The 18419-nt window shown below is 38.7% G+C and carries 17 protein-coding genes; 3 read left to right on the plus strand and 14 right to left on the minus strand.

All coding sequences use genetic code 11. The features are described 5' to 3' along the window. The 11 genes from RYM16_RS02835 to RYM16_RS02885 all read right to left on the minus strand — a co-directional run bounded on the left by RYM16_RS02835 (position 1) and on the right by RYM16_RS02885 (position 13852). Complete coding sequence (locus tag RYM16_RS02835; RefSeq protein WP_314982173.1) at positions 1 to 1524, minus strand: RNA-binding domain-containing protein; 1524 nt, start codon at positions 1522 to 1524, stop codon at positions 1 to 3. Positions 1525 to 1752: 228 nt separating this feature from the next. Then, positions 1753 to 3183, minus strand: coding sequence for a [FeFe] hydrogenase, group A (locus tag RYM16_RS02840; RefSeq protein ID WP_314982175.1), 1431 nt, complete (start codon positions 3181 to 3183; stop codon positions 1753 to 1755). A 475-nt stretch (positions 3184 to 3658) separates the two neighbouring features. Next, complete coding sequence (locus RYM16_RS02845) at positions 3659 to 4033, minus strand: hypothetical protein (protein WP_009351518.1); 375 nt, start codon at positions 4031 to 4033, stop codon at positions 3659 to 3661. Between the two features lie 90 nt (positions 4034 to 4123). Beyond that, positions 4124 to 5167 carry a Fic family protein gene (locus RYM16_RS02850; protein WP_314982177.1) on the minus strand — a complete coding sequence of 348 codons (1044 nt, stop codon included), beginning with the start codon at positions 5165 to 5167 and terminating at the stop codon, positions 4124 to 4126. Positions 5168 to 5462: 295 nt separating this feature from the next. Next, entirely contained in the window at positions 5463 to 5828 is a 366-nt protein-coding gene (locus RYM16_RS02855) for a hypothetical protein (RefSeq protein WP_314982178.1), read from the minus strand. 355 nt (positions 5829 to 6183) lie between these two features. Beyond that, complete coding sequence (locus RYM16_RS02860) at positions 6184 to 6555, minus strand: hypothetical protein (protein ID WP_105098604.1); 372 nt, start codon at positions 6553 to 6555, stop codon at positions 6184 to 6186. Between the two features lie 91 nt (positions 6556 to 6646). Then, positions 6647 to 9121, minus strand: coding sequence for a DNA gyrase subunit A (gene gyrA, locus RYM16_RS02865; RefSeq protein WP_314982180.1), 2475 nt, complete (start codon positions 9119 to 9121; stop codon positions 6647 to 6649). Positions 9122 to 9227: 106 nt separating this feature from the next. Next, positions 9228 to 10430, minus strand: a complete 1203-nt coding sequence (locus RYM16_RS02870) for an ATP-binding protein (protein ID WP_314982182.1) — start codon at positions 10428 to 10430, stop codon at positions 9228 to 9230. A 265-nt stretch (positions 10431 to 10695) separates the two neighbouring features. Continuing rightward, positions 10696 to 11493: a hypothetical protein gene (locus tag RYM16_RS02875; protein ID WP_314982184.1), complete on the minus strand. Its 798-nt coding sequence runs from the start codon at positions 11491 to 11493 to the stop codon at positions 10696 to 10698. Between the two features lie 173 nt (positions 11494 to 11666). Continuing rightward, complete coding sequence (gene sfsA, locus RYM16_RS02880) at positions 11667 to 12827, minus strand: DNA/RNA nuclease SfsA (RefSeq protein WP_314982186.1); 1161 nt, start codon at positions 12825 to 12827, stop codon at positions 11667 to 11669. A gap of 161 nt (positions 12828 to 12988) precedes the next feature. Continuing rightward, the gene (locus tag RYM16_RS02885) at positions 12989 to 13852 is read right to left on the minus strand and encodes a HigA family addiction module antitoxin (RefSeq protein WP_314982188.1); all 864 of its coding nucleotides are present in this window, start codon (positions 13850 to 13852) and stop codon (positions 12989 to 12991) included. A 484-nt stretch (positions 13853 to 14336) separates the two neighbouring features. Here RYM16_RS02885 and RYM16_RS02890 point away from each other — a divergent pair, with 484 nt between their 5' ends. From RYM16_RS02890 to RYM16_RS02900, 3 genes are all read left to right on the plus strand, one after another. Next, positions 14337 to 15293, plus strand: coding sequence for a DUF1858 domain-containing protein (locus tag RYM16_RS02890; RefSeq protein WP_314982190.1), 957 nt, complete (start codon positions 14337 to 14339; stop codon positions 15291 to 15293). Between the two features lies 1 nt (position 15294). After that, positions 15295 to 15960 (plus strand): hypothetical protein, encoded by a 666-nt coding sequence (locus tag RYM16_RS02895; protein ID WP_054747429.1) that lies wholly within the window; start codon positions 15295 to 15297, stop codon positions 15958 to 15960. A 255-nt stretch (positions 15961 to 16215) separates the two neighbouring features. After that, entirely contained in the window at positions 16216 to 16503 is a 288-nt protein-coding gene (locus RYM16_RS02900; RefSeq protein ID WP_009351598.1) for a cupin domain-containing protein, read from the plus strand. Between the two features lie 90 nt (positions 16504 to 16593). Here RYM16_RS02900 and RYM16_RS02905 read toward each other — a convergent pair whose 3' ends face one another. The 3 genes from RYM16_RS02905 to RYM16_RS02915 form a co-directional block, all read right to left on the minus strand. Further along, positions 16594 to 17115 (minus strand): nitroreductase family protein, encoded by a 522-nt coding sequence (locus RYM16_RS02905; protein WP_314982192.1) that lies wholly within the window; start codon positions 17113 to 17115, stop codon positions 16594 to 16596. Between the two features lie 195 nt (positions 17116 to 17310). After that, positions 17311 to 17769 (minus strand): OmpH family outer membrane protein, encoded by a 459-nt coding sequence (locus RYM16_RS02910; RefSeq protein ID WP_314982194.1) that lies wholly within the window; start codon positions 17767 to 17769, stop codon positions 17311 to 17313. A 257-nt stretch (positions 17770 to 18026) separates the two neighbouring features. After that, entirely contained in the window at positions 18027 to 18404 is a 378-nt protein-coding gene (locus tag RYM16_RS02915) for a GerW family sporulation protein (protein WP_265138157.1), read from the minus strand. Positions 18405 to 18419 lie beyond the last annotated feature (15 nt).

The raw sequence follows: 18419 nt of genomic DNA on the forward strand, positions 1-18419 counted from the left end.
TTATATGTCTTTTAAAAGAAGTTTTTTTATAGCTTCTGATATATGTTCAAATCTTGATATAGCTTCTAACGGCTGAAATGAGCGTGCATATGTTCTATTTCTATTTCCGCCTTGTTTAATTATAAGTTTTTTATCAACTAACTTATCCAAAACTCTAGTTAATTGGGATAAAGAAAACTCTGAATGTAAAGCTTGAATCTCACTCTTTGAAAGACCCTCAATACTACCTTGAGATATAGATTTATAAATAAGCTTCTCTTTATCAGTTAAATTATCACATCGTTCTATATCTTCAACAACCCATAATTTAAAACTGGTTTGTTCACAATTGCTATCTATTTCTGGTAATGAAAATTGATGCTCTTTTACAACTTTTATAATCTTTTGACTGCCACTCCCAGCATGTTCAGCTGCTCCTAAACGAGTAAATAAATTAACTAGCAATGTATTTCTTGGTCGAGAATTAGATCCTAAAAAAAATTCACTTTTAGATATTTTCATAGTCCCAGGATTTTTAAAACTATAGTATAAATCATAGACTTCTGCAATCAAGCTATATCTAGAATTTAAATAATCTGCATGAATAATCATATTAACAAAAGCTTCTCTTAGTGCAGTTTTAATATCCACCTGTGTCTTTCTTATCATATTAGTATCTAATTCAAATGGTCTTTCAATCGAATTAGATAGTTTATCATATACAATTAGAAAATAATTATATAAATTTAAATCAGGAAATTCAAAATTGCCTCCATCAACTCTATCTCGCCAACGTTCGGTTTCTCCTCTTCGATCAAAATAATCCACGTGATAATGTGGAAGACGACTTTTTATAGCCTCATATTTTCCAAAGAAAAGTAGCCCTCCTAACCTCATTTTTATAACTCGATTATCATTTCTATCCTCTACTAATACACCTATTCGTTGTAAAAACAAATCATTATCCATTTTATTAAATCCCATATCGGGATTTCTCTTATGTAATTCAAACTTATATCTTTCAACACTATCAATATCTAAATCTTCAATAGTATAGTTATCTAATAATTCATAATCTAAATGATCTGATCTATCACGAAGTAATGCTGCTAATTCATCAGTACTAATCTTATAGTCTCCACTATGTTTACGAATATAAGACTGAGATAACTCATTATTCAAAAATATAGGCTTTTCTTGTACACTTATCTCTGGAATATGAATAATTATAACAGTTTTTCCATCAATATTATCAATCTCAATATCCTCTGTTGATAAAATATTTTTACTTACTTTATTAGGATTATTACCAATAGAAAATAGCTGATTTAATATATGATCTGAATCCAGAACACCAGTTACCTCAAAACATTGTTCATCATTTTCAGTAATTCCTAATATAATATATCCACCAGTAGTATTAGCAAATGCCGAATATGTTTTCCAAAAATCTCTTGGTAACTCATTTCTCGCTCGTTTATATTCAATATTTCCACTTTCATATATATGATTCTCATTTATCAATCTTTTCAAATCTATAGACACTTTTTTCTCCGTTATCATAGTTAAATAAAATTAAATAAATTTATACAAAAAATCCTAAAATATCAAGCTTCTATCAATATTTCGAAATATCACTGTTAAATAAAGCAAAAAAATCGTTAAATAAAACTTCGTATTCCCAATCATGTATTCTCAATTAAAATAATATCATATCTATAGCCAAAAACTCCTTATGAAGAAAATATCATAAGGAGTTTTAACTTAGATGTTTTAGCCTTTAAATTTAGGGGATGTTGGACAAGTTTCAGGTGTTACGTCTTTGCGAGTACCAAGAACCGCACTGCGGTCTGTGTAATGTGTATGCAAAAGTTCATGTGCTTTGTGGCCCAATGGTTCACCTAAGAAATCTTTGTACAACGCTTGGATTTCTTCGTTTTCGTAAGAAGCAACCCATTTGTAGTTCGCATCAGCTTCGTAAAGACCACCGATACGAGCTTCTTTAGTTTTAACTGCTTGAGGCAATTTAGTGCGCGGTTGACCGCCGCCACCGATACAGCCACCAGGACAAGCCATAACTTCGATGAAGTCATAGTGTTTGCCATTTTCTTTCAAAGCATTCAAGAAGTCACGAGCGTTTTTACCACCGTGAACTACAGCAACGGACAATGTTACATCATCACCCAATTGTACAGTCGCTTCTTTTACACCTTCCATACCACGAACGTCCTCAAGGTGAGTCAATGCGCGTGGAGGTGGCTCATTGCCAGTCACAAGTTTGTAAGCTGTACGCATAGCTGCTTCCATAACACCACCAGTGTTACCGAAGATGATGGATGCACCAGTTTCCATACCGATCAAGTCATCGAATTGGGAATCTTCAATAGCATTGAAGTCGAGGTTTTCCTCTTGGATCCAACGGATAAACTCACGAGTTGTGATGGAAATATCTGTATCCATGCCAATGGAATCGTCGTTGTGGAAACGAGCTGCCGCATTTTCTTCTTCCCGTTTTGTTTCTGCCTTTTTAGCAGTACAAGGATTTACAGATACAGACACAATCTTACGAGGATCGATGCCTTTTTTCTCTGCAAAGTATGTTTTAATCATAGCCGCTTCCATAGCGATACAAGAACGTGTGGAAGACAAGTTAGGAAGCAATTCTGGGAAGTAGATTTCCGCAAAGCGTACCCACGCTGGGCAACAGCTTGTGAACTGAGGAATTTGACCACCTTTGTTAAGACGATCTACAAGCTCAGATGCTTCTTCCATAATTGTTAAGTCCGCACCAAAGTTAGTGTCTACTACATAGTCTGCACCAAGTGCACGCAATGCACCAACCATTTTACCTTCAAGGAACGTACCTGGTTCATAGCCGAAGCCTTCACCGATAGCTACACGAACAGCTGGAGCTGTTTGGATAACAACGATTTTTTCAGGATCTGCAAGAGCTGCTTTCACCTTATCAAGCTCGGAACGAGCATGCATGGAGTCGAATGGACATGCAGCCGCACATTGACCACAGTGAATACATACAGGAACATCACCATTTGCATCAAGATCGTAGTAATCAAGTACGCTCATTACGTCCGCACAAGCGCGACGGCATAACGTACAATTTTTACATTTATCAATATCATGAGTAATTGACGGATTGTTGAGTGCAATCGGTACACGTTTATCGATTAATTGATATTGAGACATGAGGACCTCCTCTAACAAACTATAACTACTAAACCTTTTCGGACGAAATATGCTAAACTACGGAGCACTTCGCCCTAACCATACTTCTTCATCGTATCTATAGTATACGCTATAGTGAAAGTTTATACTATGTATAATTGTTACACTTTTATACAAAATCTCTAAAAAAATGTAATATAAATCACATTTTATCACGAATAGACAAATAATTCACCTATTTTAAAGGAATTAAAAGAGTAATACACAATAGACTTATACAAATAATTAATAAATAAAATGCTAATAATTAATAGATAGCATGCTAATAATTAAAATATAAACAAGCAAGACTATTGTCCACTTTAGACAAAAAACGCACGCCCTCCATAGGAGAACGTGCGTGTGTGAAGCTTTCACAATAATCATTAATCTAAACGAGACATTACTATTTAACAATGTATTACGGCTAAGCCCTGTGCTCGTCTATAGGATTTGATTATTTACCGCCCCAGATAAGTTGGAATACTGCTTGTGCAGGAGTACCTGGCTCAACCTTACGGCTGTTTTTGCTAGGTTGTTCCTCTTTCACAACATAACCTTGTGGATCGTAAAGAGTAACCTTAAGGTCTTTTACCTCTTGTTTTTTATGGTTGAACTCTTCAGTCACGATGTAGTGGTAACCTTCGTAGTCCATAGCTTTAATGTCCATTACAGCTTTTTTATCATCTTTCTTAACGGAATCATTGTCGATAGACCAAGTGATACCGTTGCTGTCAGTACCTACAGTGTACCAGTTAGCAGCATCAACACTACCGATGCCACCAATCAATAAAGCGCCTGCTGCCAAAACAGCTGCTAATGTTTTTTTCATATTTTACCTCTCAAACTTAAATACAAGAATATGAAATCTAGTATATTCGATAAAACTAAATATTTTATGAAAGACAAACGTGTTCAACCTTTATACCTTCACATAATAGGTAGAACGTCCGCCCCCCTTACGACTAATTATACCATTCTTCACAAGCGTACGAACTGCGCCCTCGATAGAACTATCGCTGAGATTTGGACACCATTCCCGAATGTTTTGCTTTGTGAAAGCTCCTAAATGATTGTCGATGGCAGCTTGCACCTGCTCCATGGCAGGACCGCTATGTACCAGTAAAGAACTACGGTCCTCAAAGTCATGATACGCAGCTAATAACATTTGTAACCAATACCGAATGAAAGCTGTAGGACAAGAGCTTTCATCATACCAGGCATCACTAGACTCGCGCAAAGCAGCATAATACATATCCTTGTTCGCGGCGATTTTAGCCTCTAAGGACACATATTTACCAACCATAAAACCACTACGATACAACAACAATGTCGTCAACAATCGACTCATGCGACCATTACCATCGTTAAAGGGATGAATGCACAAGAAATCATGAATAAATATAGGAATCGCCAATAGCGGCTCCACCTCACCATTGCCGACAACGCGATTATATTCCGTGCAAATCTGATCTAAAGCCTCCGCCGTTTCATATGGGGCCAATGGAGTAAATAAGATTTCAGTATGGCCATCTGGATAGGTGGCACTAATATAATTCTGCACACTCTTTAACTGCCCTCCACGAGCATTAAACTGGTACTGATAGAGAATTTTATGTAACTGCAAAATATGATTTCGAGATAGAGATATGGAGTCATAACTATCATGGATGATATTCAACGCATCGCGATACCCCATAATCTCCTGCTCATCCCGATTTCGCGGCGTCGTCTTATCCGCCACCAACTGCCGAAGGCGTGTACTCGTCGTCACAATCCCTTCAATCGCGTTTGAAGCCTCTGTACTCTGCACCTTTGCCAACTCTACAAGAGACTCCAACACCGCAGGACTCTGAGAAAGCAAAACCTCCTCCTTGCCATTAGCCCTATAAATCCCTGCGATAAGACTCAAAATATCCATATCCCACGACAAAGACCAAATCCGACCATACTCAAAACGACGCATACACACACCTCCATTCCGTTCTAATCCCTTACAAATAAAATTATTCCCTTAAATTATACCATAAAATAAGGGAATAATTTATTCCCCTACGCAGTTTTGAGTAAATTTAATCATACGTGCAGAAAGGATTCTATCTCTTTGAGACCGACTTAGGTCACTTTCTTCCAAAACGCCGTTTTGGATAAATTCCCTCATCAGGGAGATGAGAAAACGGGTGAATATATCTCGTAGGACGACTTAGCTCGCTTTGGAGGACGTAGAGATATATTCACCCGTTCATAACCGAAGAGGAAATTTACCAAATCAAGTGATACACGTAATCTAGATTACTTCCTTCTTGTATTTGTATGTCTGTATTGTCGTATGTTTGGCCACCGATCATATAGCCTGCTGGATTATATACTTTCATCTCCAGCAATTTCGCTGTTTTTGCAGCACGATTGAATTGCAACGTATAGATAGAGTGATCACCGCTAGGGTCAACAATCTTCAAATTCAACTTAGCCTGTGCATCGTCTTTCTCTACTGTATCGTTATCGATATAACCAGTACGACCATCCGCATCCGTATTAAGAGGATACCAACTTTCAGCATGAGACACGCCCACACCAGCACTGAATAACAAACCTGCCACCGCTAAACATGCAAACCATTTTTTCATAACCGTTCTCTCCTGATTAGAAAATCTAAACAACTATGCATTTCGCATAATACAAATTCACTATGACTTCATTATAACACCATAATTGCATAATTCTAATAAAAACTCTATAAAATGCATAAATGATATAGAACTCCCTAGGAACGTCTAGCGAGGCGCCTATGGGCTTTAAATAATCCAACGTTTTTAACGGCTGATATTCGCCCTGTAAGATTACTAAGAAAATAGAAAGCCCCGAACTGTTCTGAAAACGACTTAGTTCACTATGGAGGCTTTCAGGATAGTTCGGGGCAACTTATACGTTCTGAATATCTAAATAGACAGAGCGAATAGCAGCTTCTATTAAATTGTTGGATTATTTACCCCATAGGGCCTGCATAACTTCCGCGCCCATGGTATCTTCTTCAATTTTCGTAGGTTTTTGTGCTTCTTTGCTGGATAATAACGCTACGCCAGATGCACTGTATACTGTTGTATCTAGTTCAGTCCATGTTTTTTCTTTACGATCGATACGTACTGTGTAGATGTACGTGAAGCCTTCTACATTGTTAATTTTAACAAGTACTGTAGCCGCATCATCTGTTTTATATACAGAAGAGTTGTCGATAAACCATGCTGCATCGTCAGCGTCAGCATCGATATAGTACCAATCAGCGGCACTGGCTTGGCCAAAGCCACCTACAAAGAAAACCCCTGCTGCAAACATTGCAGCTAACCATTTTTTCATTTCAAAACTCCTTAACGCTAGAGACGACCATCTAAGATGGCCGCCCATAGTTTCTTACATATTTGTATCTTACTTAATGATATTACATATATTATTCTTCAGTTGCGTCTTCTTCGATTTCAGAACCTGGAATAACAGCAATGCTAGCTACTTTATCACCTTCGTCAAGGTTTTGTGTTTTCACACCAGAAATAGCTTTGCCTTTTTTAACAGCAATATCGTTCATGTTGAAGCGAATAATCTTACCTTGTTCAGAGATAAGCATAACTTCGTCATCGTTATGAACAACCTCTACGGATACTACGTCGCCAGTTTTGTTCGTAATCTTGAAGTTCTTAGAGCCTTTACCACCGCGTTTTTGCAATGTGTAAGCTTCCGCATCATTGCGTTTACCGAAACCTTCTTCGGAGATAGTAAACACTTGTGCTTCACTTTCATCAGCATTAAGAACACCCGCACCTACAACCACGTCGCCCGCATTGAGTTTAATGCCGCGCACGCCGTGAGCCGCACGTTTCATGAGACGAACATCGTTTTCGTTGAAGCGAATAGCAATACCCAATTTAGTACCCAGCAAGATGTCTTGGTTGCCAGTCGTTACGTTGACAGAAATCAAGTGATCCCCTTCGTCGAGGTTGATGGCATTGAGACCAGAACGACGGATGTTGCGGTATTCTTCGATAGCTGTACGTTTTACAACGCCGAACTCAGTAACCATGAATAAGTTTACATCTTCATGGATACGTTCAAGGTCGATCATAGTTGTAACGGATTCGCCGACAGCGAGTGGCAACACGTTAACCATAGCGGTACCGCGAGAATTACGGGAACCTGCTTCTGGCACTTCGTATGCTTTGAGGCGATATGCACGGCCAGCGGACGTGAAGAATAACAATGTATTATGGGTGCGAACATGCATAATTTGCGTTACATAATCGTCTTCCTTCGTCTTCATGCCGATAACGCCAGCGCCACCTTTATGTTGGTTGCGATATACGTTCGCGTTCATCCGTTTGATGTAACCTTGTTTAGTCAAGGTAATAACCATCTCTTCGTCAGCGATGAGGTCTTCTACATCAAGGTCGGACGTATCGATAGTGATTTCAGAACGACGAGGGTCGCCGTATTTCTTCTTCATATCTTCTAGTTCTTCTTTGATGATTTGACGTTGACGCGCTTCGCTAGCCAAGATAGCTTTCAAATCTTCGATCAATGCCAACAATTCCTTGTATTCGTCTTCGATTTTCTCGCGTTCCAAACCTGTTAAACGGCGTAAACGCATGTCGAGGATGGCTACCGCTTGTTTTTCTGAAAGCCCGAATTTTTGCATCAATGCGTTACGTGCGATTTCGTCAGTTTGAGAGCTGCGGATCGTAGCGATAACTTCATCGATGTGGTCGAGGGCGATCAACAAGCCTTCCAAGATGTGAGCACGCGCTTCAGCTTTGTTAAGCTCGAATTGAGTGCGGCGTATGATTACTTCGAGACGGTGATCTAAGTAGTAACCCAATACTTCTTTCAAATTCAATACGCGAGGATGACCATCTACGAGGGCCAACATGATCACGCCGAAAGATTCTTGAAGTTGAGTGTGTTTATATAATTTGTTAAGAACGATATCTGGTTGCACATCAGCGCGCAATTCGATAACGATGCGCATACCTTGACGGTCAGATTCATCGCGAAGTGCTGTGATGCCATCAATAACCTTGTCGCGGCTCAAGTTCGCAATCGTTTCGATAACGCGAGCCTTGTTAACTTGGTATGGGATCTCAGTCACTACGATTTTATGCTTGCCCTTCGCCATTTCTTCAATGGTTGCACGAGCGCGCATTTTTACGCTACCACGACCTGTGGAGTACGCTTTTTTGATGCCTTCCCTGCCCAAAATGAGCGCCCCAGTTGGGAAGTCTGGACCTTTGATTTGTGTCATCAATTCGTCCACAGTTACCTCTGGGTTATCGATGAGCATGGTAAGTCCATTACATACTTCGTTAAGGTTGTGCGGTGGAATATTTGTCGCCATCCCTACGGCGATACCGCTGGAACCATTGATGAGAAGATTTGGAATCTTCGCTGGCAATACTGTTGGTTCTTGCAAGCTTTCATCATAGTTCGGCATGAAATCAACAGTTTCCTTGTCGATATCAGCGAGCATTTCTTGCGTAATTTTCGCCATACGTACTTCGGTATAACGCATCGCAGCGGCACTATCGCCATCGATGGAACCAAAGTTACCGTGGCCGTCTACCAAGAGGTAGCGCGTATTGAAATCTTGCGCCAAACGTACAGTCGCATCGTAAACGGAGCTATCACCATGTGGATGATACTTACCGAGTACGTCACCGACGATACGAGCGGATTTCTTGTACGGTTTATTTGGCGTCATGCCTGTTTCGTGCATCGCGTACAAAATACGACGATGTACTGGTTTCAAGCCGTCACGCACATCTGGAAGAGCACGCATTACGATTACGGACATCGCATAATCGATATAAGCGTTCTTCATTTCTTTATCAATCTGAACGGGATGAATATTCCCGTGGGACCATTGTTGGTCTGCCACAATCTCACCTCATTTTACTAACACTATAATAGAATTATCATATAATTATAGCATTTTTAAGGGCTAAACGCTAATATTATAGGCATTTTTGTGAAAGCTACTTTACCTACTCTAGTAGCCAATCTAAAACATTCTTTTGCTCTATACCATTATGATTATCTGTTTTATGTAACACATCCATTGTAAGTAAATATTTAGGATAGTTATCATCAAGTTGCTCTAATGGTGATAATTCACGTCGTAACGCAGTATCCTGCATTACGGTATAGCTTACTTGATAATATTCTAAACGATGTGGCTTTTTAGCTACAAAATCTATTTCACCATTTTGTAGATGCCCTACATAAACACGGTAACCACGTCTAATTAATTCCAAATATACAATATTCTCGAGTATATGACCGCGATCCGAATCTGTACGGCTTAATAAAAACTTACGGAATGCACTATCTACAACATAATATTTAGCATTTCGCTGCAATAACGCTTTTCCCTTTACATCAAATCGGTCAACTTCATAGATTAAAAGACCATCTTTGAGACCTTGTAAATATTTCTCAACCGTCTTATTATCCGTTTTGCGACCATAACTAGTGAGCGTATTCGCAATTTTCGTTGGATTAATCAAACTCCCTATATTAGCTAATAAATATTTAATAATATCCAATAATAAAGGCACATCTGTAATTTTTAATCTCGTCACAATATCTTTCAGAACAACTGTATTAAGAATACTTTCTAAATATTCATCAATACTTTCATCATCTTCAACATGTACAAGCCTAGGGAAGGAACTATGCTCGATATACAAATTGTATATATCCATATCTAACAAGTTTTGCTGACTATATACACTATGAAATTCTTTAAAAGAAAGAGGTAACATCTCTATTTGTACATATCTTCCAGTTAACAATGTAGCAATGTCAGAAGACATAAAATATGCATTTGAACCTGTAATATAAATATCCACATTAGGTTTGATAAATAAACTCCCTACGACCTTCTCAAATTGTGGTACATGCTGCACTTCATCTAAAAACACATACATGGGAGTCTCTGAAATCAATCGTTCTACTATATACTCATGGAGGGCATGATACTCCTGTAGCGGTTCAAACTCTAAATCTTCAAAATTAATAGAAATGATTTGATTGGCTTTCACACCACTAGCTAATAATTCTTGTTTAAACAACTCAAATAATGTAGATTTGCCGCATCGACGCACACCTGAAACGACTTTGATTACATCTTGATCTTTATGACGCCTTAAAAACTCTAAAGATTGCTCGCGTTGAATTAAAGGCATTATAACCTCCTTATCTCAACAATATTCACTATTATTGCAACAAGTAGAAACATAAATTAGGATAGTAATCCTAACCCATCATACTTTTAAATGAAACAGGGATTGCAATCCTTATTTCTTTAAATTATATCATATTTTAGGATTATAATCCCTATTTACTTCAACTATATAAAATTTTAGGATTGTATTCCCTATACTGTTTAACCACGTCATATTTTAGGAATATAATCCTAAAATAATAATTTTATCATTTTATTAATTAATATCAAATAGACTGATGTATCATATGGTCTAAAATATTAACAAAGTCTCGTTCCACAGCCGAAGTGTCTGCACCGGTGCTACCAATTCCAGTTAGCATAGTTTCTTTCCAATCATTCTTTGCCTTAAATCTAAATGAGATCAAATACTTCGCTTTTGTTTTATCCTCTTCTCCTTTTGGCAAATAGTAAAAGCCTATGCTTCTTTCAGTAGGCAACAGTACTGGATTATCTTGCGGTTTATATTGGCTATATATGGACTTCATAAAGGTTAGAACATCCTCACCCTTTACAGCCTTATCGACAAAAACAATCTCATCGTATGTAAATAAAGGTATCTTATTAGTGCCAGCAACGCGTGTCGCTTTAGATTTAGCTAACTCCAACGCCTCCTCGTGAGTCGCCATTCGCATGCCATACCGCTTAGCACTCTCCACCAAAGAAGAATTCAAATGAACTAGATACGCCTGAGAATAAGCAAAATCAGCATTATTATCTCTCTCACCACCAGGTGCAGGCAAAGTTGGACTATGCACCACAGAATTTATGGAAAAAGAAAAACCATTGCTTTCATCATAAAAAACATACACATTGCGCTGGAAAGGCTTCTCCTTCTCCACCACCGCAGATTGAAGAACTAGGCTCGGATGAACAACGCTGAACTCCTTTTCCACACTAGCCTTGATATCCTCTGGCGTGGCCGGATCACCATTCGCTGTCGTCCATATAAAAGAACAACCACTCAACACAACACTACAAATACCAACGACAACCAACAACACACATCTAACAAACAAAGACATACACAATCACACCTCTCTCCAAATATTCCATGTGTATCAAATAATTCTATCAGATATGTAGCCAGAATTATTGATAAAATCAGCTGATTGTTGATACTCTACTTCACTGCCTTTTCCCAATTAGGGGCCCTGCCCCATCCATACTACTTTCGGTTATTTACCATTAACAACAATCACTTAACTAGCGCATCCAACATATTCATGCGATAATCCTCCACCACATTCATAAAGGATTGATTGTGTATCGGATTTTCCGTCATCCCAAATAGGTGGCTGTTACAGTCACAGTCGGAGGATCCAAATTTAGGCACATCCCATTCGGCAACGCCACGGACCGCATCAGCGAGAGCACATTCCGCATCAGCCCAGCTAGTACGAATTGGCAGGCCTCCAATCATTTCACAGTGACCGCGGAAGTAGTCTAGATGCCAGTGCATTTTCTTCCGTTTTCGCTTATGGCGCTCAATGCGTTTCGTTAAATTCGCCTTCGCAGAGCCTACGTACATATAGTAGCCCGCCTTGAAATGCATCATCCCTTTAGAGCCGATCTCAAGATCAAGATCATGGTCGAGATTCATGACCATCACGTACACGCCACTATCGTGAGCCTCTGTGTCGAGAATGCTACTCGGATAGGAGCATTCATGAGTTACAGTGGGCATGGTAAAAGTCTCATCCCAGGTCACAGCAACGGCTTTCCAATCTAGAGATGGAGCTACCTCTTTAAAAGTACAAGCAAATTCTAAATCCGTATGGTAGTCCGGCAAGAACCACTGCGCTCTATCCCATTGTACGAGAAATAGAACCCCTGTGTGGTAGCCTTCGTTTTGTAGTTCTTTCAAATGTAATAAATGCTTGCGCCCTCGTTCTGTAATAGCATCAGGGAACATAGCACCGGTCTTAGAGAATAGCGTACAAGACTTAACCTCTAACAGAAACTCATCACCTTTATCATTGGTGAGGAGCAAGTCAAAACGTGATGATGTGCCATGTAGTTTAACCGTATATTCTCGTCGTACAACGCGCCACTCTTCCCAACCTGGTATGAGTTTATTTTCGATCAAATGCTGCGCTACATCATTGCTGTAGTTAGTGTCAAGCATAATCACAATGCCATCGCGCTCGATACCTACAACACGGTATTTTGTCTTCGCATCAGGCTTATCATGAGGCACGATATACATCGTTACACCCGTAAACAAAAGCTCCCACATGCGACCAGGATTTGGCAAATGAGCGAGCACACTTTCACCATTTAAATCTAAAGTCACCACAAAACGGTTCGGGCGACCAGTATATGTTGCTTTTAAAATTGTATCGTAAAGGACCTTCATTATATCTCCTATATCAATAATATTCTATATGTCTATTATACGCTATTTTGTTATAGGATGAGAGTCCTACGGATTGCACTTTGAAAGTCCTTACAAATTGCATGATGAATACCCTAAGAAAAGCCTAAGAAGTAACACCTTACATATTTACAAAATCTGAATTAATAATTCACCACAGTTACAGGATCATTGTTGCGATATTTCCGATTACTGTGTGGAAAGTCTCGTTCTACCAAATTATGTAAAGCCTGGTCTAATAAATTCCAAAAATCATCAGAATCTTCCGTTGGTATACCAAGAACAATGGAGTTTCCTTTGGAATAGGTAATACATGTTGAGGTTATGTTATCAATAATTGGCAAATACACAATAATCACACCACATGCTGCTAACATGTCCTTCAAAGGCTCTTTCACACCAATTAAAGGTTCACTAGAAAGGTCCTTAATTTTTGGTATAAATGTTCTTAGTAACTCCGCATCGTAAGGATTGACCTCTACAAAACGAGCCCTTCCTTTCGTGATTTGTACCAATGTATAAATTGCACTCTTTTTATCAGGCTCCATATCCTTAATATTTTCATATACTAAGGGCATAACCATGTCATTAGCTACATTTTTTAAAGAAGCTACCTCAAAAAACTTTTGTAGATTATTAACCTGCTCAGCTACCTTTTTTGTTTCTGGCACGATGCCTAAACGTGCGAGTTTGGCATAACCAAAAGGTTTAGCAAAGTTGATTTCTTCATCAATAGAATTCTCATACTCTACTTTTAATATCTTTTCTCTGTAATTAGCTTCTAATCCATTCCAAAAACTTGCCTCTACACCAAATACCCGTTCAAGACGCATTGCCACATCTTGAGTTAGTGGCACCTCTCCATTAATAAGCTTACTAATGTGTTTTTCACTCATATCCATTCGTGTAGCTAATTCTTTTTGCGTCATATGCCTATCTTCTAAAACCTCTTTTATAGTCATACCTGGTGGTATCGCTATAAAGGTGTTACTCTCATATATCTTCATATGTATAGCTCCTATACTAATGCTAATCTACAATCTCTCAAATCATAGTGAATGGTTGATACAATATAAATGGCCATTTATAATAATTTACCTAGTAGGTTAATTCTATTATACTCTCTTAACTATAAATGTAAATATATAATTTACCAATCAGGTAAATTACTTTATAGTATCTAGTATCATAAATCATATATACTATTAATAATTAATATTAAAAACTTTCATTTTTGTAGCTTAGGTTACATTATTACGTGTTAAAATAGTTTATACTAGGAGCATCGGGTCAGTATTTAATACCCATACTGATCGTTACGCCGGGTTTTGATGAGGCATCGCCTAGTTGATCTCATCACGCTGTTCGTATATGTGCGAAGCTTTCACAAAACCCAATGGCGTGTATAAATTATATATAAAGAATTATATAGATTAACTAAGTAGTTTTAGCCACAATTCTCCGCAGAGAGGGCTCGAGAAAGGATTTAATATGGCACAAATTGCAGCAAATTTACAACGCATTAAAAACGGTCAACGCCGTTATGCAATTACACCTCGCGTTCCTGCAGGTTTCATTCAACCTGAACAATTACAAAAATATATCGACGTAGCTAATGAGTTCGGCGCCGTTCTTAAATTGACTGGCAGCCAACGCATTATGATTACGAATTTGAAAGCAGAAGACGTAGATAAAGCTTGGGAAATGCTCGGCATGGAGCCAGCGTACACTGTATCTAATCGCGTGCGCAGCGTAAAAATCTGCCCAGGTACTACATTCTGTAAACGTGCTAAACAAGATAGCGTACATCTTGGCATGCAAATTGAGCGCAAATATTTGTCTCAAGAAATGCCAAGCAAAATGAAAATCGGCGTGTCCGGTTGTCTTAACTCTTGTACTGAAAGCCGCATGAAAGATGTTGGTATTATCGGTACTGTAGAGGGCTGGAATGTTTACGCTGGCGGTAGCGGCGGTGCTCATCCACGCATTGGCGACCTCATCGCTGAAGTAACAACTGAAAAAGAAGCTCTTGCATTAGTAGATCGTATCATTGCATACTATAAAGAAAATGCACAAATCGAGCGCATGGGCGAATTCATTGACCGCATTGGTTTAGAGGCTTTCAAAGCAGCTGTATTAGGCGACCTTGAAGGTGCTCCAGCTGAAAGCAAATCTGACGAACCAGCTGTGTTCTTGCCTGGTCAAGGTAACGATCCTGAAGTCGAAGCACCTCGCCTCGAAGTAGGTTCTCCTATTACTCCAGATACAATCATTCGCGATATCGTAGATACATATCCAAATGTTGTACCTGTATTACAAAGCATCGGCATGGGTTGCCTTGGTTGTCCATCTTCTACAGCTGAACCATTATGGCAAGCTGCAGAAATTCACGGTGTTAATGTATACGATTTAGTTCAAAAATTAGAAACAGCACGAAAAGGAGCTTAATATGTCCGCATTCTTAGGTCACATCCATTACTGGTTATATCGTAAAATTCAATTGCTCGTTGAGCGTGAAAACTTGATTTTAGAAAAAACAACTAAGGTTGTTGATGATTTAGCAGAGGAATTACACTCTATCTCCGTAGATACATACGGCGAACCAATCAATCCGAGCATTCCTCTGGAAAACATCATCGACCACGGCAATATCCATGGCTGGTTGGCTAACCAAATCAACATCGCATCCGTTCGCGAAGCAGCTTTCATCAGAGATTTACTTGACACTAACTCCGGCGACGAAGCGGTGAACGTAGTAACAGCTATTCTCGATGCGTTCGCTGTACAAGGCCAAGCATGTGGCGTTGTGGCGCAAGACAACCTTGAAGAACACACTGCTCCAGCAATTTACAATGCGTTGCAAAACTTCTACGTAAATGGCATGCCTTGCGATGGTGGTGACCAAGTTGTTTCTGAAAGCCCTGACGAATTCACATGGGTTGGCGATCACAGATTACAAGCCGGCTACTGGCGTACAGCAGGCGTTGACCCTAAGTTCATGGCTGTAGCTTACCAAACATGGTTCGAAGCTTTTGTGAAAGCTATTGATCCAGCCTTTGAACTTGTAACGACTGAAGAAAACGGCACACGTTTATATACAATTAAGAAAAAATAAATAATAAATACATAACATTTTGTTTGTTTAGACACTATAAACGAACGAAAACGAGAAAAAAAACGAACGTAAAATTTTACGTTCGTTTTTTCATGTCTGAAATTTTCTATATATTTTACAAAACTGTAGCTATAGGCACAGCATTGATAAGCAATATCATTTATAATGTAAGCATAAGGTAATTACATAAGTTCATTTAATTAAGTAATAGCGTCAGCTTTCAAAACATAAAAAGCTAGAATTAGGAGGTCTATTATGGCAGGCACAGTTAATCAAGAATTAGGTTTATTATTCCAAGGTCCTAACTATGTAATCGTAAAAAAAGGCGGCAAAGCTGGTGAACAAGTTGAAAAACACAACCACCCAGAAGCAAACGTAATTTTTACAGTAGTTAAAGGTAAAGTACAAGTATTCCTTAACGAAACTGAAGAGCACGTACTTGTACCAGGCCAAGTATTAGAATTCAACGGCGACAACTACATCCAAGCAACACTTGTTGAAGACAGCGAATTCGTAGTAAATCTTATTCACAAACCTGAATAAAAACTAGTTTAAAACATAAACCCTATAAGAAAAGGCGGTTAATCAGTTGAGATTAACCGCCTTTTTCATGGAGCTTACATTTTGTAGAGCTTAAAAGGAATTATATATTGTTAGATCACTTACATCAGACCGTTTTGTATGGCCTGGCGCAGGTACGCAATCAGGATGAGGATAACCGATCGGGAATATCGCTACAGGTATGATGTTATCAGGCAAAGCATAGGCTGCTCGTACTTTACCGGGATCAAAATGAGCAATCCACGTTGTTCCTAGACCTATATCCGCCACGGTAAACATGAGGTGAGAACCTACAATACTAGCGTCTACAACGCCCATATCCGCATCATCGTATTCCCGTTTCCAACTCACTGTATTATCATAACAAACAATTATCGCCAACGGCGCATTGAAGTGACCATTAGTGCAGTCTTTTAGTTTGTTAAGACTATCTGTCGTATTCAGAACAAGTAAGCGTTGCGGCTGATAATTATGAGCCGTAGGTGCTAATTTCGCTACCTCTAACAAGATATCTAATTTCTCTTGCTCAACGGGCTTCGTATCAAATTTTCGTACTGAATACCGCTCTGTGGCTAATACTTTAAAATCTTTCATTAGATCTCACTCCTTAGTTGAAATAAGCTAATCTATTTTAAAGAAAACACCTATATAATGCTTACAATATGTTATCTCTATACAGACTACTTCTGTTAATATATTTCTCTATCTTACTATCAAAGTCCTTTAATTCAAAAAGGCCCTTATCTGAAATCAGACAAGGGCCTTTTCATATTGTTTTTTTAGCCGTTATTATTTTTTAAGACGGCTAATTACTTCGTTAGTAATGTTTTCGATTTTGCTGTTAGCGTCAGCCGCACGGATTGTGTATGGATCATCCAATACTACATCCATTTTTTTCTCAACGCGAATAGTTTCAACTGCATTGTGAATTGCTTGCATCATAGGTTGAGCAATTTTGTTGATTTCTTCGTTTTCTTTTTGAAGCAATGGAGCTACAGATTTATTGAATTCAGCTTCTGCTTGAGTTTGATCTTGAATTTTTTCAATTTCTTGTACTTTTTTCTCAATTTGTGGACGGTATTGAGCGTCTACTTGTTGCATTTTCATATCTAATGCACCATAGCCAGGGTAGCTATTTACTACTTGGCTCATATTTACTAAGCCAATGTTAGCAGCACTTGCTACTGCAGCAGTAGCAGAGATAGCACCAACGATAGCTAAGGTAGTCAATTTTTTAGATAATTTCATCTGAAATCCTCCTCGATTAAAAAGTCACTATACAATCCAATAGTGTACTATTTTTACTATATCAAATCTCGCTAACTTTCACAAGACTCTGTTAAATAGCATAATAAAGCCCTATGAAATGCTTATGAATGTCTATAGAAATTAAAACAATACCCACAGGTATGCTCTGAAGCCCTAAGGGCAGTCATGACGGACATATTCAGAACACACATGTGGGTATTAAGGCTTTCACCAATTATTTATAATTCGGTAACAAATTATTGTTCATCGTTAATATAGATGTATTTATCGGATTTCAATTTGGACACGAGGTCAGGCACCAAACCGATGAGACGATCGAAGCTGCTGCTGTAAGGATTGCCTTTAATGTTGAACAACTCAATGCGGTCCCCTTTAATAACGAGGATAGCACTTGGTTCCATTTTGGCACCGCCGCCACCGCCGCCACATTCGTGGTTTTTGTTTGAAGTGTTGTGGTTTGTACCAGTACCGAAACCAAATGTTACATCAACGAATGGAACGAGCGTAGTATCGCCGATTTGCACAGCTTCGCCTACTACAGTTTCCACTTTGATCATATTTCTGAATTTCTCGAATAGGACTTCCAAATTCTCTTTTACATTACTGTTTTCCATCACAGTACCTCCGCT

This window comes from uncultured Veillonella sp. (assembly GCF_963524655.1).
Lineage (GTDB): Bacteria > Bacillota > Negativicutes > Veillonellales > Veillonellaceae > Veillonella.

Coding starts and splice junctions, on each gene's coding strand:
- RYM16_RS02840 (WP_314982175.1), bottom strand. CDS start 3,183: ATGTCTCAATATCAATTAATCGATAAACGTGTACCGATTGCACTCAAC.
- RYM16_RS02845 (WP_009351518.1), bottom strand. CDS start 4,033: ATGAAAAAAACATTAGCAGCTGTTTTGGCAGCAGGCGCTTTATTGATT.
- RYM16_RS02850 (WP_314982177.1), bottom strand. CDS start 5,167: ATGCGTCGTTTTGAGTATGGTCGGATTTGGTCTTTGTCGTGGGATATG.
- RYM16_RS02855 (WP_314982178.1), bottom strand. CDS start 5,828: ATGAAAAAATGGTTTGCATGTTTAGCGGTGGCAGGTTTGTTATTCAGT.
- RYM16_RS02860 (WP_105098604.1), bottom strand. CDS start 6,555: ATGAAAAAATGGTTAGCTGCAATGTTTGCAGCAGGGGTTTTCTTTGTA.
- RYM16_RS02870 (WP_314982182.1), bottom strand. CDS start 10,430: ATGCCTTTAATTCAACGCGAGCAATCTTTAGAGTTTTTAAGGCGTCAT.
- RYM16_RS02875 (WP_314982184.1), bottom strand. CDS start 11,493: ATGTCTTTGTTTGTTAGATGTGTGTTGTTGGTTGTCGTTGGTATTTGT.
- sfsA (WP_314982186.1), bottom strand. CDS start 12,827: ATGAAGGTCCTTTACGATACAATTTTAAAAGCAACATATACTGGTCGC.
- RYM16_RS02885 (WP_314982188.1), bottom strand. CDS start 13,852: ATGAAGATATATGAGAGTAACACCTTTATAGCGATACCACCAGGTATG.
- RYM16_RS02890 (WP_314982190.1), top strand. CDS start 14,337: ATGGCACAAATTGCAGCAAATTTACAACGCATTAAAAACGGTCAACGC.
- RYM16_RS02895 (WP_054747429.1), top strand. CDS start 15,295: ATGTCCGCATTCTTAGGTCACATCCATTACTGGTTATATCGTAAAATT.
- RYM16_RS02900 (WP_009351598.1), top strand. CDS start 16,216: ATGGCAGGCACAGTTAATCAAGAATTAGGTTTATTATTCCAAGGTCCT.
- RYM16_RS02905 (WP_314982192.1), bottom strand. CDS start 17,115: ATGAAAGATTTTAAAGTATTAGCCACAGAGCGGTATTCAGTACGAAAA.
- RYM16_RS02910 (WP_314982194.1), bottom strand. CDS start 17,769: ATGAAATTATCTAAAAAATTGACTACCTTAGCTATCGTTGGTGCTATC.
- RYM16_RS02915 (WP_265138157.1), bottom strand. CDS start 18,404: ATGGAAAACAGTAATGTAAAAGAGAATTTGGAAGTCCTATTCGAGAAA.